The sequence below is a fragment of the Denitromonas iodatirespirans genome (assembly GCF_018524365.1).
Classification (GTDB): domain Bacteria; phylum Pseudomonadota; class Gammaproteobacteria; order Burkholderiales; family Rhodocyclaceae; genus Nitrogeniibacter; species Nitrogeniibacter iodatirespirans.
This window is the reverse complement of the sequence record NZ_JAEKFT010000009.1, coordinates 53,096-72,476: the sequence shown is the minus strand read 5'-3', so window position 1 is coordinate 72,476 and position 19,381 is coordinate 53,096. Positions and strand designations below refer to the sequence as shown.

17 protein-coding genes and 1 tRNA gene are annotated in these 19,381 nt (G+C 66.9%); 6 read left to right on the top strand and 12 right to left on the bottom strand.

Annotated features, from left to right (window positions below; translation table 11 throughout):
- Positions 1-132: 132 nt before the first annotated feature.
- From I8J34_RS10020 to rlmD, 4 genes are all read right to left on the bottom strand, one after another.
- Entirely contained in the window at positions 133-1,977 is a 1,845-nt protein-coding gene (locus tag I8J34_RS10020; protein WP_214361260.1) for a PAS domain S-box protein, read from the bottom strand.
- A 254-nt stretch (positions 1,978-2,231) separates the two neighbouring features.
- A complete protein-coding gene (locus tag I8J34_RS10015; protein WP_214361259.1) occupies positions 2,232-2,822 on the bottom strand; it encodes an ANTAR domain-containing response regulator in 591 nt (196 codons plus the stop codon).
- Positions 2,823-2,981: 159 nt separating this feature from the next.
- Positions 2,982-3,069 (bottom strand) — tRNA-Ser (locus I8J34_RS10010).
- A gap of 55 nt (positions 3,070-3,124) precedes the next feature.
- Positions 3,125-4,426 carry a 23S rRNA (uracil(1939)-C(5))-methyltransferase RlmD gene (gene rlmD, locus I8J34_RS10005; protein WP_214361258.1) on the bottom strand — a complete coding sequence of 434 codons (1,302 nt, stop codon included), beginning with the start codon at positions 4,424-4,426 and terminating at the stop codon, positions 3,125-3,127.
- Between the two features lie 334 nt (positions 4,427-4,760).
- Here rlmD and I8J34_RS10000 point away from each other — a divergent pair, with 334 nt between their 5' ends.
- A complete protein-coding gene (locus I8J34_RS10000; RefSeq protein WP_214361257.1) occupies positions 4,761-5,120 on the top strand; it encodes a hypothetical protein in 360 nt (119 codons plus the stop codon).
- Between the two features lie 50 nt (positions 5,121-5,170).
- On the opposite strand, the gene I8J34_RS09995 is transcribed toward I8J34_RS10000, so the two are convergent.
- From I8J34_RS09995 to I8J34_RS09980, 4 genes are all read right to left on the bottom strand, one after another.
- Positions 5,171-5,944 (bottom strand): MBL fold metallo-hydrolase, encoded by a 774-nt coding sequence (locus I8J34_RS09995; protein ID WP_214361256.1) that lies wholly within the window; start codon positions 5,942-5,944, stop codon positions 5,171-5,173.
- Complete coding sequence (gene bamC, locus I8J34_RS09990) at positions 5,941-7,077, bottom strand: NlpB/DapX family lipoprotein (RefSeq protein WP_214361255.1); 1,137 nt, start codon at positions 7,075-7,077, stop codon at positions 5,941-5,943. Before bamC ends, I8J34_RS09995 begins: the two co-directional genes overlap by 4 nt.
- 20 nt (positions 7,078-7,097) lie before the next feature.
- Positions 7,098-7,976 carry a 4-hydroxy-tetrahydrodipicolinate synthase gene (dapA, locus tag I8J34_RS09985; protein ID WP_214361254.1) on the bottom strand — a complete coding sequence of 293 codons (879 nt, stop codon included), beginning with the start codon at positions 7,974-7,976 and terminating at the stop codon, positions 7,098-7,100.
- A 120-nt stretch (positions 7,977-8,096) separates the two neighbouring features.
- A complete protein-coding gene (locus I8J34_RS09980) occupies positions 8,097-9,023 on the bottom strand; it encodes a histone deacetylase family protein (protein ID WP_214361253.1) in 927 nt (308 codons plus the stop codon).
- Positions 9,024-9,134: 111 nt separating this feature from the next.
- Here I8J34_RS09980 and I8J34_RS09975 point away from each other — a divergent pair, with 111 nt between their 5' ends.
- From I8J34_RS09975 to mltB, 4 genes are all read left to right on the top strand, one after another.
- A complete protein-coding gene (locus I8J34_RS09975) occupies positions 9,135-10,046 on the top strand; it encodes an AAA family ATPase (protein ID WP_214361252.1) in 912 nt (303 codons plus the stop codon).
- Positions 10,043-11,041: a DUF58 domain-containing protein gene (locus tag I8J34_RS09970; RefSeq protein ID WP_214361251.1), complete on the top strand. Its 999-nt coding sequence runs from the start codon at positions 10,043-10,045 to the stop codon at positions 11,039-11,041. The genes I8J34_RS09975 and I8J34_RS09970 overlap by 4 nt, the downstream gene beginning before the upstream one ends.
- A complete protein-coding gene (locus tag I8J34_RS09965; protein WP_214361250.1) occupies positions 11,022-12,986 on the top strand; it encodes a transglutaminase TgpA family protein in 1,965 nt (654 codons plus the stop codon). Before I8J34_RS09970 ends, I8J34_RS09965 begins: the two co-directional genes overlap by 20 nt.
- A 173-nt stretch (positions 12,987-13,159) precedes the next feature.
- Positions 13,160-14,161 carry a lytic murein transglycosylase B gene (mltB, locus tag I8J34_RS09960; protein WP_370661885.1) on the top strand — a complete coding sequence of 334 codons (1,002 nt, stop codon included), beginning with the start codon at positions 13,160-13,162 and terminating at the stop codon, positions 14,159-14,161.
- 27 nt (positions 14,162-14,188) lie between these two features.
- Here mltB and I8J34_RS09955 read toward each other — a convergent pair whose 3' ends face one another.
- The 4 genes from I8J34_RS09955 to I8J34_RS09940 all read right to left on the bottom strand — a co-directional run bounded on the left by I8J34_RS09955 (position 14,189) and on the right by I8J34_RS09940 (position 17,035).
- Positions 14,189-15,469: a GGDEF domain-containing protein gene (locus I8J34_RS09955; protein WP_214361248.1), complete on the bottom strand. Its 1,281-nt coding sequence runs from the start codon at positions 15,467-15,469 to the stop codon at positions 14,189-14,191.
- A gap of 130 nt (positions 15,470-15,599) precedes the next feature.
- A complete protein-coding gene (locus I8J34_RS09950) occupies positions 15,600-16,136 on the bottom strand; it encodes a phasin family protein (RefSeq protein WP_214361247.1) in 537 nt (178 codons plus the stop codon).
- Between the two features lie 144 nt (positions 16,137-16,280).
- Positions 16,281-16,628, bottom strand: coding sequence for a hypothetical protein (locus I8J34_RS09945; protein ID WP_214361246.1), 348 nt, complete (start codon positions 16,626-16,628; stop codon positions 16,281-16,283).
- 86 nt (positions 16,629-16,714) lie between these two features.
- Positions 16,715-17,035, bottom strand: coding sequence for an Hsp20/alpha crystallin family protein (locus tag I8J34_RS09940; RefSeq protein WP_214361245.1), 321 nt, complete (start codon positions 17,033-17,035; stop codon positions 16,715-16,717).
- A 224-nt stretch (positions 17,036-17,259) separates the two neighbouring features.
- Between I8J34_RS09940 and I8J34_RS09935 the strand changes: the two genes are divergently transcribed.
- The gene (locus tag I8J34_RS09935) at positions 17,260-19,362 is read left to right on the top strand and encodes a PAS domain-containing protein (RefSeq protein WP_214361244.1); all 2,103 of its coding nucleotides are present in this window, start codon (positions 17,260-17,262) and stop codon (positions 19,360-19,362) included.
- Positions 19,363-19,381: the final 19 nt, after the last annotated feature.

The following is a 19,381-nucleotide window of genomic DNA, read 5'->3' as shown; positions in this document are numbered from 1 at the left end:
CAGTGGGTATTGAATCGGCGGTCCCGGGGCATACTTTAGCCCATACGCCAGCGTCTGGTAAAAATTCGCTTCGGGAATATCGCCGCCCGCCGTGACCTTCCGCACGCCCCGCCCCCGGGACGGCCCAACGGGCTACTCGCCAGGGCGTGGTGCGGCGGTCACGACCGGCGCATCGATGCCCACCTCGACGCGAACCCAACCGTCCGCCTGGTGAAACGACACCTGCATGCCGGGCACCGGAATCAGTGCACGCACCAGGCCCAGGCCGGTCCCGATCCCGCGTCGCGCGTCGAAATCGAAATCGGGCGCCAGCCGGCCGGGGTTTTCGATCGACACGTGCGCGCCCTGGCCATGGCGGTGCATGGTGACCCGCGGCGGCGCACCGGTGGCGTCCGGCGCTGCATGTTTCACCGCATTGGTCATCAGCTCGTTGAGCACCAGCGCCACCGCCACGGTTTCGCTCTCGCGGATGAGTAGATTTCCGTCGGCGCGCGACAGCCCCGCCAGGTGGATCGGCACGCCGCTCAGCTCCGACACGCTGTTCACCACCGCCGGCACCAGCTCGCACAGCATCACGCTATGCCGCGTCACCTGCCCGTAGAGGCCATGCACCACCGCCACCGCCTGCACCTGAGCGATCGCCGATTCGATCGACGCGCGCGCATCGGGCCGCTTGTCCGCCTCGCGTCGCAGCAGCCCGATCACGGTCTGCAGATTGTTCTTGATGCGATGATGCACCTCGCGCACCAGCGCGTCGCGCAAGCGCTCCGCTTCGGCCAGGCGGGCCGCCTCGGCCTGCTTGCGATCGGTGATTTCCCGGTCCACGCCCCGGTAGCCGAGCAGCCGGCCCTGCCCATCGAAAAACGGCTGGCCGCTGCTCTCGAGCACCACGCGGCGGCCGCTCTTGTGCCAATTCACGTTCTCCAGCGCCACGATGGGATGGAGCGCCGCCCGGGCGGCATCGGCCAGTGCGCGCACCCGGCCGGCCTCGTCGGGCGGCATGAGGTCGAACGGTGTCTTGCCGATCAGCTCGTCCGGCGAATAGCCGAGGATCTGCCGGATCTGAGGGCTGACGTAGGTGTAGCGCCAGGCCTCGTCCACCTCCCATACCCAGTCGCGGAAGGTCTCGATCAGGCCCTGGAAGCGCAGCTGGCTGTCTCGCAGCGCCTGCTCCCCACGCGTTCTTTCATCGATCAGCCGTCGCAGGTTGTGCTGCATCGTCTGCATCGCAGCGAGCAGGCTGTCGCGATCATGCGTGCGCAGGGGGATCGGGCTATCCAGGTCGCCAGCGGCAATGCGCTCGACCACGGCGCGGACGGTCTCCGGCTCGCCGCCGAGCGGCCGGATGACGGCGCGGATGATCCAGCCCGACAGCATCAGTGCCGCGATCACCGCCACCACCAGAAAGACCGTCAGCAATCTGCGCGCATGCTCGAAGGTCGCGAGCGAGCGGTTGGCTGTCTCGTGCAACACCGTGTCCTGCATGGCGATCAGCGTGCCGATCGACGCCTTGAGGCCATCCAGGCGTGGCACCGTCTCGGTCAGGATGGTGCGCAGAGCATCGGCGCGGCGACCCGCCGTCCGAAGCCGCGACGCCTCGAGAAACGACGCGACATAGGCCTTGCGCTCCTCGCGCACCTGCGCCAGTAGGCGCCGACTGGGCGCATGGTCGAGTTGCGTGTCGAGCTGTTCGATCGTCGCGCCGATGAGGTCGACCCGCGCCGCGATGCGCGCTCGCACCGCCGCCGGATCCGCCTCGTGAAACAGTAGCAAGGTGTCCTGCGTCTGCTCGTTCATCAGATCGAGCGTCCGGTTGGCGAGCGCGGTGTTTTCGCGCTCCCGCGTCACCACGCGGTCGACCGTCTCGTTGAGTGCGGCCAGCCGGTTCAGGCCCAGCACCACCGAAGACACGAGCAACAGCAGCACGAAGCCAAAACCCAAGCCGAGCCGTTCGGCAACCGTCAATCTGCCCAACATGGTCCTTCCTGGCGGCGGCGCTCGTCGGCACGCTTGCGCCGGCGCCGGCCGATACGGTGATAGAGGGGCGGGCGAGGTTCAGGCCCATTCATGCCGGCACGGCGGCCGGCCATGCCGTTGCGCGACACGGCGATCGGGCGGGGATTCGGCCCGGCGCCTCGGCAAGGTCCGTCTGCGACGGCCCCTTGCGTGCAGCATGCGCAATTCGGCGTCGAGCCTGACACAGGCGCCCGTGAAGCGGAAGCCCCCGGCAATCAGGAATCGAGCAGAATCCGGTTGGTCCCCTCGACGGCGGCGATCAGGTCTTCGGACAGATCGCCGATCTTGCGCCGTTGCGACCGCGCCTGCGCACGCAGGAAGTCGAAGGCCTGCTGACGATCCAGCCCCTTGCGCACCATGATGATGCCGACCGCCGTCCGCGTCTTCTGCTCGACCGACAGCGCCTGTTCAAGATGACCGGTGGTAGTGCGAAGCTGCGCCATTTCCTTGGCGCGCGCCATCGAGGCTTCGAGAAAGGGCACCAACTGCGGCACGTCCACCGGCTTGATCAGATACCCCATCGCGCCGGCCTCCGCCGCCTCCTGGACGATGGCGGCGTCGCCGAAGGCCGAGAGGAAGACGAAAGGCGGGCCCCCTTGCTCGCGCAGCGCGCGGGCCAGCGCCAACCCCGGCATGCCGGGCATGCGCATGTCGAGCACGGCCAGATCGAAAGCGCCAGCCGCCACCTGCGCCAGCGCCTCCTCGCCTGTCGCGGCCGTCATGACCTCGTAGCCCAGGTCGCGCAGCCCTTCGGCGAGCAGGTTCAGAATCACCCGGTCATCATCGACTATCAGCACCCGCTTCATCCCTGCCTCCTCCCGAGCTAAGCCGCCCGGCACGCGCGCCGGAAAATCCGACCGTTCAACCCTGGCATGCCATACCGCGCCGGACCGGCCATGTGCGCTATTGAAAGATGGATGCCAAGGAAATGGAAACGCGGCCAAATGCCGCGCTGGATGAACGGATGGCGGAAGCGGTGAGATTCGAACTCACGAAGGGTTGCCCCTTGCCGGTTTTCAAGACCGGTGCAATCGACCACTCTGCCACGCTTCCGTAAGCCTGCCCCGTCGCAGACGCGGCCGGAGTATAGCCGATTGCGCCTGTGGCGTCAGTCGCGCTCGAACAGCGCGATCGACTCGACATGCGAGGTTTGCGGGAACATGTTGGCGATGCCCGCGCCCTTGAGCCGATAGCCTTTCTCATACACCAACACGGCCGCATCGCGGGCCAACGACGCTGGATTGCACGAGACGTAAACGATCCGGCCCGGGGCATCCGCACCGAGGGCCTTGACCACGGCCATGGCCCCATCGCGCGGCGGATCGATGAGCAGTTTGTCCAGCTTGCCGAGCGCGGCAATACTGTCTTCGGTCGCTTCGAACAGATTGGCGGCATGGAACTCACATTGGTCCGCCAAGCCATTGGCACGGGCGTTTTCCGCGGCCCGGGCAACCAGCGCATCGCTGCCTTCGATGCCGATCACGGTAGCGCCGGAGCGGGCGATGGGCAGGCTGAAATTGCCCAGTCCGCAAAACAGATCGGCAATGCGCTCGCCCGGCTGCGGATCGAGCAGATGCATGGCACGACGCATCAGCACGCGGTTGATCGGGACATTCACCTGGGTGAAATCATTGGGCCGGAAAGTCAGCGTGACATCGAACTCCGGCAAGCTGTAGGTCAGTGGCGGCGCGTCGGCCGGGTGCAGGCAAAACGCCGTTGCCGGCCCCCCGGGCTGCAGCCAGACCTGGAGGGCATGGGCCTCGGCAAAGGCGCGCAAGCGCATGTCGTCGGCCTGCGTGATATCGACCAGGTTGCGGAAGACCAGCACCGTCTCGGTGTCGCCGACGGCGATCTCGATCTGCGGAATGCGGTCGGGGATCGACAGCCCGGCAATCAGCTCGCGCAGCTTCGGCAGCAGATCCGAGATGTGCGGCGGCAGGATCTGACACGAGGTCATGTCGGCGATGTAGCTGCTGCGCCGTTCGTGAAACCCCACCAGCACCCCGCCTTTGGACGGGATGTCCCGCACGCCGATGCGGGCACGATAGCGGTAGCCCCATGGCGCGCCGACGATGGTCGGGTACACGATCTGCGCCTTGAGGCGCGCGATGTGCCAAAGCGCATTTTCGAGCACCCGCTGCTTGACCGCCGCCTGCGCCAGCGAATCGAGATGCTGCATCGAGCAGCCGCCGCATTTGGCGAAAAACGCGCACCTGGGCGTCACTCGCTGGGCGCTGGCACGGATGATCTTGCCGATATGCGCCTGTTCATAGGTCTTCTTTTTACGAAAGACGGTATATTCGACCTCTTCGCCCGGCAGTGCCCCTTCGATGAAAACCGCCTTGCCTTCCGGCGAACGGGCGATCCCGCGACCTTCGTTGTCGAGCGATTCAATGATGGCGATGGGCATGGTCGGCGAGCGGAGAAAAAGGCGGTATTGTAGCGACCCCTCGGTCGACATCAATCCTTGGATGCGGCACACGCAATGGCCGCACAGCCCGCCACCTCCTCCACACCGCGTCCCGCGCCCACCTCGACACACCGCACAATCTGAAACAATTTAGCTGATCTGCCAAAACCCCAACAAGGGCGCTGGAACTAGGCCTTTCGGCCGTTAAATGAAGTTGCCGCATAGCAACATCCCTCTTGAATCGCATAGAGCCCATGCTAGTATTTTTTGGCGTCCCGCTTTCAAGCGGGATCAACGTCAAAGCCATGCCCAACAAAATAAAGGTTATTGGATTATGAAGAACTCGCTCCTCGTCGCCGCTCTCGTCGCTCTGGCCGTGTCCGCTTGCGGTAAACAAGAAGAGCAGGCTCCGGCAACCGCGCCGGCCGTCGAAGCGCCGGCCCCCGCCACTGAAGCGCCGGCCGAGGCACCGAAGGACAGCGCCGCCGCTGCCGCCGACTCTGCCGCTGCTGCTGCCGACTCCGCCCAGCAAGCCGCTGGCCAGGCCATGGAAGCCGCCAAGGAAGGCGCAGCCGCCGCTGGCGAAGCCGCGACCGACGCTGCTGCTGCCGCCAAGGACGCTGCCGGCGCCGCCGTCGAGGCTGCCAAAGACGCCGCTGCTGGCGACAAGCCGGCCGAGGCACAAAAGCAGTAAGCAGCACGCTGCACCAGCGAAACACCCCGCCTCGGCGGGGTGTTTTGTTTTCAGCCTTGCAGCGTCATCCAGTCGGAGCCGGCCGCCTGCGAGGCAATCTGCCAGGCAACGGGATTATCCCCGAGCACCTCGCCAAGCTGCTTCGCCACCTGCGCCGGATGATTGTTGGTTTCGCTCAGATGCGCTGCCAGCACCGCTTGCAGCGAACCGCGATGAAGCTGCCGGAGCAGGTCCGACGCGGTATCGTTGTCGAGATGCCCCTGCCCGCCGGCGATTCGGTTTTTCAGCCGCGCCGGATACGGGCCGTTGGCCAGCATCGTCGCGTCATGATTGAACTCGAGCATCAAGCCGGCACAGCCAGCCAGGGCCTTGCGCATGGCATCGGTCACGCGCCCTGCGTCGGTCAATATCCCTAGCGAGAGCCCTTCGGCATCGAGCACGAACTGGGTGGGCTCGGCCGCATCATGCGGCACGGCATAGGGCCGGACCTGGAAGTCCTGGATGGGGAACGCGGCCGACACCTCGAACTCGCGCAGATGAGGAACGGCATGCTGCCGGCGCTCGAGCGCCCGCCGGGTACCGGGAGAAAGATAGACCGGGCAGCAGAAGCGCTTCGCCAGCGCGCCGACACCGGCCACATGGTCGCTGTGCTCGTGGGTGAGGAGCACAGCGTCGATCTGCTCGGGCACGACACCCAGACGGGCCAGACGCTGCGCCAGCACCCGGGGTCCGAAACCGCAATCGATCAGCAGGCGCGTTCGCCCCGCCTGGACCAGCAGCGCGTTGCCGCGACTGCCGCTGCCCAGCGAGGCGAAACGGATCATTTCAACTGGTCGTGCAACAGTCCGAGAATCTTGCTGGCGGTCTGGGAGGTGTCTTCGCCACCTTCCTTGGTCAGCACACGGACCCGGCTGCGGTCGGCCTGATCGCCGGCCACCTGGATCCGGTACTCGCTGCCCGACACCGCCGGCTTGTCGTCGCTGCGCCAGAAGGCGAGCTTGGCCAGGAAGCCTTCGGGCTTCTTGGTGGCGTTGTCGAGCTCCGGGTCGATGTAGCGCACGTAGTACACGCCTTCGGAGCGGTTGCGGTCCTGCACCGTGAAGCCGATGCGGTCGAGCGCCAGGCCGACCCGGCGCCAGGCGCGGTCGAAGGGCTCGTCGACCACCAACTGCGTCTGACCCGAGGCGTTCGTCAGCTTCGCCTGCTCGGCCTGCGGCGCAACCGCCACGGCCTGCTCGGCACGCTTCTCTTCGGCGCCCAGGTGCACCATCAGGCGACGCAGCATTTCGGCTTCGAGTTCCGGATCGGCCGGACGCGGCTGCCACACGGTGGTGGCTTTCGACTCGTTTTCGTAGATTTCCATCATGCCGCGGTGGCTGATGTACACCTCGACGCTACCCGGCTCGCGCCCCTTCTCGATACGGGTGCGGAACTTGTCGCGCTCCGGCGTCGAGTACAGGCCGTCGAGCACTTGGCCGATGGTCCTGCGGATGATGTCTTGCGGGATCTTGGCGCGATCTTCGGCCCAGTCGGTTTCCATCACGCCGATCTCGGGCGAATCGACGTTGAGGATGAAGCCCAGTTCAATCCAGAAATTGCGCAGCTCGGGCCACAATTCTTCCGGCGACTTCTTGACGACCAGCCAGCGTTGCGAGCCGGCGCGCTCGACATGCATGCCCGACTCGGCACCCAGCACTTCGCGCGCTTCGCCCGCCCCGGCCGGCGCAGCGCGCTCGGCGTTGTAGGTCGAGAAGGTGGCGCTGCCTTTGCCGGCCGTATCGGGCACGGCATAGCGGTCGTTGCGGTTGGGCACCGTCAGGTCGGGCGGCACCTCCAGGGTGGGCGCCTTGGCAGCACTCTTGTAATCGATCTTCTTGGTTTCGATCATGCCATTGCAGCCGGCCAGCAGCAGGCTGGCGGCCAGCACGGAAAGGGTCGCGGTGTGACGTCGCTGCATCGTGATGACTACCTATCGGATTAAACGGACAGCCCGGCCGCACGCATCGCGTTGCGCACCCGGTCATGGTTGGCTTCGCCCAACGGCGTCAGCGGCAGGCGCAGGGCGGGGCCGATCAGACCGAGCTGATTGACTGCCCATTTCACCGGGATCGGATTGGCCTCGCAGAACAACTCGCCGTGCAAGCCGAGCAGCTTCTGGTTGATGGCCCGCGCCGTGGCGACATCGCCCGCGAGCGCGGCCACGCACATGTCGTGCATCATCTTCGGCGCCACGTTGGCGGTCACCGAGATGCAGCCGTGCCCGCCCATCAGCAGAAAGGCCAGCGTGGTCATGTCGTCGCCGGTGTAGAGCGCGAAGTCTGCCGGCGCGCGCGCCACCAGGTCGCAGGCGCGACCGATGTTGCCGGTGGCGTCCTTGATGCCGATGATGTTGGGCACTTCGGCCAGACGCAAGGTGGTGTCGTTGGCCAGATCGGCCACCGTCCGCCCCGGCACGTTGTACAGGATCACCGGCAGGTCTTCGGCCTCGGCAATGGCCCGGAAGTGGCGATACATGCCTTCCTGACCGGGGCGATTGTAATAAGGCACGACCGACAGGCCGGCCATGGCGCCGGCCTTCTTGGCAAAGCGCGTCAGCTCGATGGCTTCGGCCGTCGAATTGGCGCCGGTTCCGGCGATGACGGGAATACGCCCGGCGGCATGTCCGACGGCAACACGGATGAGTTCGCAGTGCTCGTCGACATCGACGGTGGGCGATTCACCCGAGGTGCCGACGACGACGATGCCATCGGTGCCCTCGCGCACATGAAAGTCGATCAGCGAACGAAAACTGTCGAAATCGAGACTGCCATCCTCATGCATCGGGGTGACGATGGCGACAATGGATCCGGTAATCATGGGAAAGTCGGGCCAGAAAGCAAAAGCGCATTGTACCCGAATCGCGCCGCGCGGCACCGGCACGATATGGCCGGCGCGCGGGCGCTGCAACGCCCGCCGCGGCTGTCATGACACTCGATTTCAGATGTCGGCCATCGCCTTGATATGCGCGACCACGGAGCGCGCCAGCGATGACAGCGCATACCCGCCTTCGAGGATGGACACGATGCGCCCCTCGGCATGTTCGGTCGCCAGCGCGCGCAATTGCTCCGTCACCCAGATGTAGTCGGCCTCGACCAGACCGAGCGACCCCATGTCGTCTTCGTAATGCGAATCGAAACCGGCCGAGATCACGATCAGCTGCGGTTTGTGCGCTCGCAGCGCCGGCAGCCAGGTGTCGGCGACGATCTGGCGGAAAACGTCGCCGCGCGTGCCCGCCGGCACCGGGACGTTGATCATGTTCGGCGCCGGGTTGTCGGTGCCGCTGTAGGGATAGAACGGATGCTGGAAGATGCTGGCCATCAGCACCCGCGGATCGTCGCTGAAGATGTCTTCCGTGCCGTTGCCGTGGTGCACGTCGAAGTCGATGATCGCCACGCGCTCCAGCCCGTGTTCGGCCATCGCATGATGCGCGGCCACCGCCACGTTGTTGAAAAAGCAAAAGCCCATGGCCTTGGCCTTTTCGGCATGATGACCGGGCGGGCGCACCGCGCAGAAGGCGTTTTCCACCGCTTTGGACATCACCAGGTCGACCGCCAGGATGCCGGCACCGGCGGCGCGCACGGCGGCCTTCATGGAATCGGGGCAGACGGCGGTATCCGGGTCGAGGTGGCGGATGCCGCTCTCGGGCACATTGGCCAACATCGACTCGACATGCTCGCGCGGATGCGCGCGGGCAAGCTGCTCGACCGTTGCAACAGGTGCATCATGAAAGGCCAGGAACAAATCCAGCCCGGCGGCAATCAACCGATCATTGATGGCGGAGAGCCGGTCGGCGCACTCGGGGTGGTAGGGCCCCATCTCGTGCAACCAGCAATCCTTGTGAGTGATGAACGCCGTCGCTGTCATATCCCCCCTTCCCTGTGACTGAGTATCCGTGGCCTGTCGGGCGATTCAAGTTTTGTAGAATTTTTTCGATTCATTATCCTCTGAACCCCTCATTTTCCCAACCGGCTTTGCATGACTGTTGACCTTGCGCATACCCTGCTGGCGCGCGCCGGCACGATTCTCCTCGGCAAGACGCCGCAACTGCGTCTGGCCCTGTGCTGCATGCTCGCGCGCGGCCATCTGCTGATCGAAGACGTGCCCGGTGTCGGCAAGACCACACTCGCCCACCTGCTCGCCCGCCTGCCCGGCCTGGCCTTCCAGCGCATCCAGTTCACCAGCGACCTGCTGCCGGCCGACATCCTCGGCGTGTCGGTGTTCGACCGCAGCGCCAACGGCTTCCACTTCCATCGTGGGCCGATCTTTGCCCAGCTGATTCTCGCCGACGAGATCAACCGCGCGACACCCAAGACGCAAAGCGCGCTGCTCGAAGCCATGGAAGAGCGGCAGATCACCGCCGACGGCAGCACCTACCCGCTGCCCGCACCGTTCTTCGTCATCGCCACCCAGAACCCGAGCACCCAGGTCGGCACCTTCCCGCTGCCCGAAAGCCAGCTCGACCGCTTCCTCATGCGCCTGCAGCTCGGCTATCCGGACCCTGCCGCCGAGCGCGCCCTGCTGCTCGGCGAAGACCGCCAGGACCTGCTCGCCGCGCTGGCGCCCATCATCGATGCGGACACCCTGATCGGCATGCAGCAGGCGTGCACCCGCATCCATGTGTCCGGCCCAATCGCCGACTATGTCCAGGCCCTGCTCGAAGCCAGCCGCCGCGACAGCGAAACGCCCGGCCTCAGCCCGCGTGCCGGGCTCGGCATCATCGGCGCCGCGCGCGCCTGGGCCTGGCTCGACCGGCGCGAACATGTGCTGCCCGAAGACATCCAGCACATCTTTGCCCCCGTGGCCGGCCACCGGCTGGGCCTCGATCACTCCGTCGCTGCCGCACAGGCACGCTGCCGCGCCCTGATCGAGCGCGTGCCCCTGCCTTGAACGACCGCACCGCGCCAAACACCTGGCGATCGCGCCTGCTGCAGGCGGTCGATCGTCGGCTCTTGCGCGTGCGCACGGCCGAGCCCCTGCCCCTGCGCCTGCCACAGCGCCGGGTCTTCGTCCTGCCCACGCGCGCCGGCTGGGTCTTCGGGCTGACCCTGATGGCCATGCTGACCGCCTCGATCAACTACACCCTGAGCCTCGGCTTCGCTCTCACCTTCCTGCTCGCCGGCGTCGGCATCGCCAGCATTTTCCACGCCTTTCGCACGCTGATTCACCTGGACATCGACGCCGGCCCCACCCCGCCGGTGCACTGCGGCGAGCCCGGCTGCTTCGGCCTCGCCCTGCGCCACCAGCGCAACCGCCCACGCCAGGCCATTCGCATCCGCAATGCCGACAACGCCGTCACCGTCGACCTGCCGCCCGGCGGCCACCTCACCGTCGGGCTCTCGGTCCCCACCACGGCCCGCGGCTGGCAGGCCATCGGCCGTGTCACGCTCGAGACGGTCTACCCGCTCGGCCTGATCCGCGCCTGGAGCGTGACCACCCCCGACATCCAGTTGCTCGTCTACCCCGCGCTCGAAGAACATCCCCCGCCACCGCCCGCCGGCGACGGCACGACCCGCAGCGCCCCCATGGCCTCGGGCGTGGACGAGTTCGCCGGCCTGCGCGCCCACCGCCCCACCGACTCGCCGCGCCAGATCGCCTGGAAGGCCGTCGCCCGCAGCGGCACGCTGGTGTCCAAGCATTTCCAGGGTGGCAGCGCCGGCCCCTTGTTTTTCGACTGGCAACAGCTGCCGCCCGCGCTGAACGACGAAGCGCGCCTGCAACGGCTGGCGCGCTGGGTGGTCGACGCCGCACGCAGCAACAACAGCTGGACCCTGAGCCTGCCCGGTACCCGGCTCGGGCCCGACCGCGGCGCCCAGCACCTCCACCGCTGCCTGCGCGCGCTGGCGCTATACGGCCAGGATGAACATGTCCCGCCCGGCCGCTGACCCCGCGCTGAGCGCCGGACAACTGCACTGGGCCGCCCTCTGCGCCGGCGCCACCCTGCTGCCCCACCTGCCCCGCCTGCCGCTCTGGCTCGGTGCGCTGGCCGCGCTGATCCTGCTGTGGCGGGTGGCCAGCACCCGCTTCAAGGGCGCGGTCCCGGTCCCGCGCCTGCTCGCACCGCTGCTGGCCCTCGGCGCCGGCGTGTTGATCCTCACCCAGTACGGCACGCTCTTCGGCCAGCAGGCAGGCATCGCGCTGCTGGTGCTGATGCTCGGCCTCAAGTACCTGGAATGCCGCCGCCCGCGCGACATCCAGGTGTTGGTGCTGCTGTGCTTCTTCCTGCAGCTGGGGCTGTTTCTCGACACCCAGTCTCCGCTCACCGGCGCCGGTGCGCTCCTCGGCGCCTGGCTCGCCACGACCACCCTGCTCAGCCTGCACAGCCGCCAGCGCCCGAGCGCCCAAGTGCGCACCGCCGGCCTGCTGATGCTGCAGGCGCTGCCGCTGATGGTTGTGATGTTCGTTCTCTTCCCGCGCATTCCCGGGCCGCTGTGGGGCCTGCCGGCCGATGCCTTCTCGGGGCGCACCGGCCTGTCGGATCATATGGAACCCGGCGCCATCAGTTCGCTGAGCCAATCGGGCGAGATCGCCTTCCGGGCCGATTTTGCCGGCGCCCCGCCGCCGCCGGCCCAACGCTACTGGCGCGGCCCGGTGCTCGTCGATTTCGACGGTCGCCGATGGACCGCCCCGCCGCCGCGCACCGCCAGCCAGCCGGCCTACACCCCGCGCGGCACGGCCTACGACTACGTGCTCACCCTCGAAGCGCACAACCGGCGCTGGCTGCTGGCGCTCGACTACCCCGGCGCCGGCATCGCCGACGCGCTGTACACCGACACGCTGACCGTCCTCGCCCGCCAGCCGGTGCACCAGCGCATGCGCTATGCCGCCACCGCCTATCCCGACAGCCCGGTCGGCACCGACCTGGCCGCCGGGCAGCTGATCCCCGCGCTGGCGCTGCCGGCCAGCGGCAACCCGCGCACCCGCGCGCTGGGCGAAACACTGCGCCAACGCCATGGCCAACCCGAGGCTGTGGTCACCGCCGCCATCGACTGGCTGCGCCAGGCCGGGCTGATGTACACCCTGCGTCCCCCGCGCCTCGGCCTCGACACCGCCGACGCCTTCCTGTTCGACACCCGGCAAGGGTTCTGCGAGCACTTTGCCAGCGCCTTCGTGGTGCTGATGCGCGCCGCCGGCGTGCCGGCGCGTGTCGTCACCGGCTACCAGGGCGGCGAAATCAATCCCTTCGACAATACCCTGGTGGTGCGCCAGTCCGATGCCCATGCCTGGGCCGAAGTGTGGCTGGCCGGCGAGGGCTGGCGACGCATCGACCCGACCGCTGCCGCCGCCCCCTTGCGGATCGACGGTGGTCTGGCCGCCGCCCTGCCCGATGACGCCGCACTGCCGCTGCTGCTGCGCCCCGACCTGGGCTGGCTCAAGACCCTGCGCGACCGCTGGGAGTTTCTCGGCAACGCCTGGAATCAATGGGTGCTCGGCTACGATCAGAAGACCCAGCGCTCGTTCCTGCAGCGCCTCGGGCTCACGCCCGACGACTGGCGCCAGCTCGGCATGGTGCTGCTGATCGCCATCGGCACCGTGCTCGCGGCCCTGGCCTGGTGGGCCCAGCGCCGCACCCTGCCGGCCGACCCCCTGCAGCGCGCCTGGCAGCGCTTCGAGCGCAAGCTGGCGCGCGCCGGCCTGCCGCGGTTGCCCTGGGAGGGGCCAGCCGACTATGCTACGCGCGCAGCGCTCGCCTTCCCCGCCAGCGCCGCCGCCATCCGCGCCATCGCCGGCCGCTACGCCACTCTGCGCTACGGCGCCGCGCCCGCCAGCGCACGCGACGCGCAAGCGCTCCACTCACAGATCAAAAGGTTTTCGATTCAATGCGGCTGACTTTCCCGACCCGTGGTCTCAGAAGTTGTGAAGAAATCGTAGCGAGCGCAGGCAGGTCGGGGGCGGCCGGAGCGCAGCAAGCGGAATGTATTCGAATACATGAGCATTGCGAGCACCGCCCAACCCCGAGATGCCAAGCGCAGTCGATTTGTTCGCAACTTCTCCGGACACTCCTGCTGGCAGCGCTCGCCTGCCTGCCCATCGCATCGCCGGCCGGCAACGGCTACGAGGCCCACCCCGAAGCCATCCGCTTTGCCGACGAGATGGCCCAGGCGCACGGCCTGGCCGCCGGCGACATCCTGGCCACGCTCGGCCGCATCGAGCGCAACGACCGCGTGATCCGCCTGATCAGCCCGCCGAGCCGGCCGGGCGTACGCTCCTGGGCGCGCTACCGCAGCCGCTTCATCGAGCCGGTGCGCATCGAGGGCGGCGTCGCGTTCTGGCACACCCATGCCGACACTCTGCGCCGCGCCAGCGACCGCTACGGCGTGCCCGAATCGGTCATCGTCGCCATCATCGGCGTCGAAACCATCTACGGCCGCCACACCGGCCACTTCGTCGCCGCCGAAGCACTGGCCACGCTGGCCTTCGACTACCCGCCGCGTGCCGAGCTGTTCCGGCGCGAGCTGGAGAACCTCTTCCTGCTGGCGCGCGACAGCGGCCGCGATCCGCTCAGCTACGAAGGTTCCTACGCCGGCGCGCTGGGTTTCCCGCAGTTCCTGCCGAGCAGCATCCGCAACTACGCGGTCGATTTCGACGGCGACGGCCGCATCGATCTCGAAAACAGCCCGGTCGACGCGATCGGCAGCGTGGCCCACTACCTGGCCGAACACGGCTGGGTGGCCGGTGCGCCGGTGGCGGTGCGCGCGCATATCGAGGACACGACACGCGCACAAGCCCTGGTGGATCGCGGTATCGAGCCGAGCGTTCCGGCCGACGCGCTGGCGCTCTACCAGGTATTGCCGCTGGGCGAGGTGCCGGACAATGCGCTGATGACCCTGGTCGACCTGGAAACCCCCGGTGCCGCCACCGAATACTGGCTGGGCTTTCGCAATTTCTATGTGATCACCCGCTACAACCGCAGCAGCTTCTACGCCATGGCGGTATTTGCCCTGTCCGAAGCCTTGCGCACCGCGCAGACGGAGACGACCGTGGCCGGCGCCCAGGGCCGGTAAGCCCCGCAACCGGCGCGCTCGGTCCGCTCACACTTCCATCACGCGATTGCGACCATCGCGCTTGGCCTGGTAGCAGGCCGCATCGGCGGCGGCGACCAGGGCATCGGCCGAGATATCGGGGTTGTCGATGCGGGCCAGCCCGATGCTGGCGCCGAGGTCGAAATGCCGCCCGCCGTCGGTGAAGCGATAGGCGGCAATCGCCTTGCACAAGCCCTCGGCGATGCGCCGGGCGTCGTCCGGCGAACAGCCTTTGAGAATGATCGCGAACTCGTCGCCGCCGATCCGGAAGATCATGTCCTCGGCACGCACGCAGCCGCCGAGCCGCACGCTCACCGCCTGCAGCACGGCGTCGCCGGCCGCATGACCGCAGGCATCGTTGATCGCCTTGAAGTGGTCGAGATCGACGAAACACAGGGTGCCGTGGTCGGCCGTGCGCCGCGACGCCATCACCGCCTTCGTGATTTCGCCATCGAAGGCACGCCGGTTGAGCAGCCCGGTGAGCGGATCGTGCAGCGCCAGATAGTTCAGATGTGCGGTGGCCCGATCCATCTGCCGGTTCAGCTCCTGCTGGGCCGAACTCATCGAATGCGCCATGGCATTGAAGCCGCGTTCGAGGGCCCCCAGCTCTCGCTCCCGGGCCGCCTCGGGCACCTTCACATCGAGCTGGCCGGCGGCCAGGCAATGGACCGCCTCGGCCAGGCGCGCCACCAGCCGGCCGACCCGCCGCGCCAGCCGATAGGCCGGAATCCCCGCCAGCAAGAGCGCCATGGCGGCCAGCAACATGGCCTGCAGCAGCGTTGTCGCGCGCTGTTGTTCAAGGTCGCTGGCATCGAACTCCACATAGGCCCAGCCGATGGGCTCGGTGGCCTCCGCCGGTGCGTCGATGCCAAGCCGGGGGCTCACCACCCGGGCCGAGACGGCCAGCCGGTCCGCCTGCGCACCGACCCTCCGGGTGTCCGTCCCATCGCCGGAAGCGAAGACGGCATGCGCCAGCAGCATCGGCTGGCCCCGCTGGGCGATGGGCGCGCCGCGGGCGTCCAGGATCGCCACGGCGACCACGCCGTCCTGCGCCATGGCCGCTTGCAGAAGTTTGTCCAGATGGGCCGCATTCCCCGAAAACACGCCGAACTCGGCGGCGGGTGCCAGAAAGCTGGCGATGGACTGTGCCCGGGCACGGGTCGCCAGCTCCAGCGGCTCGCGGACATAGTTGAGATACAGCGCGCTGGTGACCAGCGACACACAGGTCACCGGCACCATCACGATGAGCACTAGGCGCTGCGTCAGCGAGAGGTTGTTCAACCGCTTCATGACGCGCCGGTAACGGCTCCAGGCAAGACGCTGGCGCGGATCGGTGGGTCGTGCGGCACGCCCCGCCGATCCGGAATGCCGGTCAGCCATGTCCATCATTGCGTCGGCGCGATGGGTGGCGAGCCCCGTCTCAGGCCATCTTCTTGGCGGCAGCCGGTGCGCTGGCGCGCCGCGCGACAGCTTGCGGCGTGTTCAGAAAAGCCTTCACGCTGTTGTCCAGAAGATCGCGCGACAGGCTGAACATCTTCTCGTACGCCTCGCTGGTTTGGGCCATGCTGTCCTTGAAGGTGTCGGCGATCTTGGCCGGATCGCTGCCGGCCTGCGGCACCAGCTGGCCGATCTGGCTCGAAAACGTCTCGAAGAGATCGCTCATGCGGCGAATCTGCAGTTTGCCGATTTCCGCCTGCGTTTTCATCAGCACCTCGTTGACGTTGCGGAAGTAGTCGCTCCCCTTCTCGATCTGCCGGGCCTGGAGCCGGATCTGCTCGCCCAGGTCATCTGCCGACGCCGGCGCCTTGGCCTCGTCGGCCAATGCATGGATCAATTCACCATTGAGCGTGCCCAGATCGCGCATTGCCTGGAGCGACAGGTCGAAAATGGATTTCACCACCTTGCCGTTTCCGTTGGCCACCTCGGTGACTTTCTCCATGTAGTTCATCGTGCTCATGCCGTGTTTTCCTCTTCACAAGGGAGACAAAAAATGGCGCCGCGCCAATGACGCGGCACGTACAGAAAAGCCGGCCCGTCGCTGCCGGGGCGTCGCCGCAACGCTGGCAGACGCCATCCGCCTTTGCACAGGCCGCGCCGCCGCTCAGGCGGCACAGTTCAAGAATTCGGGAATCAGTGACCGGTGATCGTGCCAGCGCGGATGCGGCACCCGGCGGGCCGCCGGGCGGATATCCGCCGTGACTGCCTCGCCGTCCGGCATCAAGCCCAGCGCGTAGGCGCTGGTCTTGAGGAAGCGGGCGCCATCCGCGTTGGGAAAGGGCCCGAATGCGGTGAGATTCATGCCGCGCCCACGGCGTTGCTTGGGCCGCGGGTTCCCCATGAGAAAGTAGTAGCCGGCGCCCATTGTTTCGGCGCCGGCGTGTTGCCAGTGCATCTCGTCAATACCGTCGTCCATCATGACTCTGATGATCTGCCCGAATCGCTTGTGCACTTATGTCTCCTCCGCGGCCATCTCGATGGTGGCCGTCTCTTCGATCTGTGATTGTGTTGCGCGCTCACCGTCGCGCACCGGCCGTCTTAGTCGATGACGACGGTCCGGCACCGTCTCGGCAGGATCAGCCGGAACACAGCGTCGCTGAAACAGGCCCTTGCCTGACCCGCGTCGACGCTGTGCCCCGGCTGATAGCTCCGTACCACCTTGCCGAAAAACCGCCCGGTACGGATCGAGCGTCCCTCCTCACCCTCAAACTGCTTTGCGCACAGCGCCGATCGACGACCCTCGACCATGCCCCGGAGCGGTGCGTCGGCGGGATGGAGCGGTCGTGGATCGTTCATGAAAATCGCCTTGAACTTGGCAACATCCGAGAACGGCAAGGCAAGTCGCGTTTCGCCGCTCATCGACTTTGCGTGTCAATGTGTGTCGTGGATTATTCATGGCATTCAAGTGGCGGTCTGTCGGTCAATTCCCTTTTCGGGTAAGAAAACCGGACAGGGCGTGTCAGTCATTTCTGACAGGCTTCCGGGGGCATGTGGCGTATAAGAGAATGAAGCGCATGCCGGACGTCGGTCGCCTGAACGGGAGGCCGTCGCCAGGGAGTCACGGAAAAAACGGGGGGAGCGAGATGAGCAAGGGGTCGGACGCCCGTCGGTGGTTGGCGTCCCAGCTGCGCAGGAGCGCCGAGACGCTGCTGGCCGGTACGCCCGAGTCCGCACCGACCAACCTGGACCGACAGGCGTTGCGGGCCCATGAACTCGAGGAGCTGCTGCACGAATTGCAGGTGCATCAGGTTGAACTCGAAATGCAGAACGAAGCGCTTTGCGCCGCTCAACTGGACCTGGCCGAAGCGCGGGACCGCTATCTCGACCTCTTCGAGTGTGCGCCGGTGGGCTATCTCACCCTGAACATCGACGGCTTCATCGAAGAGATCAACCAGACGGCCGGCACCCTGCTTGCAACCCCCCGTTCGCGCCTGCTGGGCCGCCGCCTGGCCGGCTTTGTCGCGGCCGAAGACCGCAACCGCTGGAACAACTTCCATCTCGGCATGAAACAAGCGTCGCAGCGCCAGGATTGCGAGTTGCGCCTGTGCCGCCCCACGGGCGAGTGTTTTGTGGCCCACCTCAGCGGACAGCGGACGACATCGATCAACCGGCCGGTGACCCTGCGCTTGACCCTGACGGATCTGTCCGATGCGCACCAGCTCGACGCCCTGAAGGAGAACGCACTGCGCTTGAAGTTGGCCGTCGAGGCGATGTCGGGCGGTTTGTATGACTGGAACCGCCAGACAGGACGGGTCTACTGGAGCAGCGCGCTGAAGCGTGTGTTCGGTGCGCACGATGGCGAGCTGGATCGGGGGCGCGTGTGGTGGCGGGCCAACGTGCATCCTCAGGACCTGCGCCGGATACGGCCCGCGGTGCTGCGCGCGATCCGGAACGGCGAGTCGCAATTCAGCATCGAGTACCGGATCCAAAGCCTCGACGGACGCTGGATCTATGTGGCCGACCGCGCCCATATCGAGCGCAACGCCAAGGGCCGCATCTACCGCTTCGTGGGCACGCTGATCGACATCACCGAGCACAAGAAGATGGAGCTTGCCCAGGCGCGGCAAAACGAAAGCCTGGAAGAAAAGGTGGCCCAGCGCACGGCCGAGGCCGAAACCCGCGCTCGCGATCTGGCCGAGGCCGAACGCTTTGCACGCGGCATCATCGACTCGCTCTCGTCACGGCTCTGCGTTCTCGACGAGCATGGCAACATCATTGCCACCAACCGGGTCTGGCGCGAGTATGTCGAGGCGCATTGCGTCGGCGCCGGAGACCCGCACTCCGGCCGCGCCGCCGCGGGCGATCCACTGGCCGATGGCTCGGGGCCGATGACCGCCGCGGTGCGTCGCGCGGTCAAGGACATGCTGTCCGGCAAGCGCCGCAGCTACCAGCTCGAATACGAGAGCACCGAGGACGGCGACGTGCGCTGGTTCAACATGACGATCACGCGCTTTGCCGGCGAGGGGCCGGTCCGGCTGGTCATCCGCCATGACGACATCACCCAGCGCAAACTGGTCGAACTGGAAAGCGAGCGCACCGCGATGCAGCTCAAACAGCTGGGGCGTCACCTGCAATCGGCCCGCGAAGCCCAGAGCGCCTTGATCGCCCGCGAGCTGCACGATGAGCTTGGCGCCGGCCTGACGATGCTCAAGCTGGCCCTGGCCACCATGGCCGACGAGGCCGAGGGGATCGAGACATTCGAGGGGCGCTTTGGCCCCCTGATCAAGCAGGTCGATAGCGCCTTGAAGGTGACCAAGCGCATCTCGGGCAGCTTGCGCCCGGCCATGCTCGACACCCTCGGCCTGGTGGAAACCATCCGCTGGTATCTGCCGCAGTTTTCGGACGCCACGGGAATCAAGACCCTGCTGCGATTGCCCGACTATGTGCGCCTGTCGAACGCGGCGAACATCATCGTCTTTCGCATCATCCAGGAAGGGCTCACCAACGTGGCCAGACACGCCGGTGCCAACCGGGCCTGGGTGCATGCGCACAAACGGAAGGGGTGGCTGATGGCGTGCATCGCCGACGATGGCGTGGGCATCAGCCACGAGGCCGTGTACCGGCAGGACGCCTTCGGCATCATCGGCATGCGCGAGCGGGCACAAAGCGTCGACGGCGAGCTGTCGATCAAATCACGGCGGGCCGGCGGCACCCGCTTGTGCCTGTGCCTGCCGCTCGACAGCTAGGCCGCACAGGCGCACCTTC

Bases quoted from the DNA above. Each gene is read 5' to 3' on its own strand.
- I8J34_RS10020 (WP_214361260.1), bottom strand. From the start codon at position 1,977: ATGTTGGGCAGATTGACGGTTGCCGAACGGCTCGGCTTGGGTTTTGGC.
- I8J34_RS10015 (WP_214361259.1), bottom strand. From the start codon at position 2,822: ATGAAGCGGGTGCTGATAGTCGATGATGACCGGGTGATTCTGAACCTG.
- rlmD (WP_214361258.1), bottom strand. From the start codon at position 4,426: ATGCCCATCGCCATCATTGAATCGCTCGACAACGAAGGTCGCGGGATC.
- I8J34_RS10000 (WP_214361257.1), top strand. From the start codon at position 4,761: ATGAAGAACTCGCTCCTCGTCGCCGCTCTCGTCGCTCTGGCCGTGTCC.
- I8J34_RS09995 (WP_214361256.1), bottom strand. From the start codon at position 5,944: ATGATCCGTTTCGCCTCGCTGGGCAGCGGCAGTCGCGGCAACGCGCTG.
- bamC (WP_214361255.1), bottom strand. From the start codon at position 7,077: ATGCAGCGACGTCACACCGCGACCCTTTCCGTGCTGGCCGCCAGCCTG.
- dapA (WP_214361254.1), bottom strand. From the start codon at position 7,976: ATGATTACCGGATCCATTGTCGCCATCGTCACCCCGATGCATGAGGAT.
- I8J34_RS09980 (WP_214361253.1), bottom strand. From the start codon at position 9,023: ATGACAGCGACGGCGTTCATCACTCACAAGGATTGCTGGTTGCACGAG.
- I8J34_RS09975 (WP_214361252.1), top strand. From the start codon at position 9,135: ATGACTGTTGACCTTGCGCATACCCTGCTGGCGCGCGCCGGCACGATT.
- I8J34_RS09965 (WP_214361250.1), top strand. From the start codon at position 11,022: ATGTCCCGCCCGGCCGCTGACCCCGCGCTGAGCGCCGGACAACTGCAC.
- I8J34_RS09955 (WP_214361248.1), bottom strand. From the start codon at position 15,469: ATGAAGCGGTTGAACAACCTCTCGCTGACGCAGCGCCTAGTGCTCATC.
- I8J34_RS09950 (WP_214361247.1), bottom strand. From the start codon at position 16,136: ATGAGCACGATGAACTACATGGAGAAAGTCACCGAGGTGGCCAACGGA.
- I8J34_RS09940 (WP_214361245.1), bottom strand. From the start codon at position 17,035: ATGAGCGGCGAAACGCGACTTGCCTTGCCGTTCTCGGATGTTGCCAAG.
- I8J34_RS09935 (WP_214361244.1), top strand. From the start codon at position 17,260: ATGAGCAAGGGGTCGGACGCCCGTCGGTGGTTGGCGTCCCAGCTGCGC.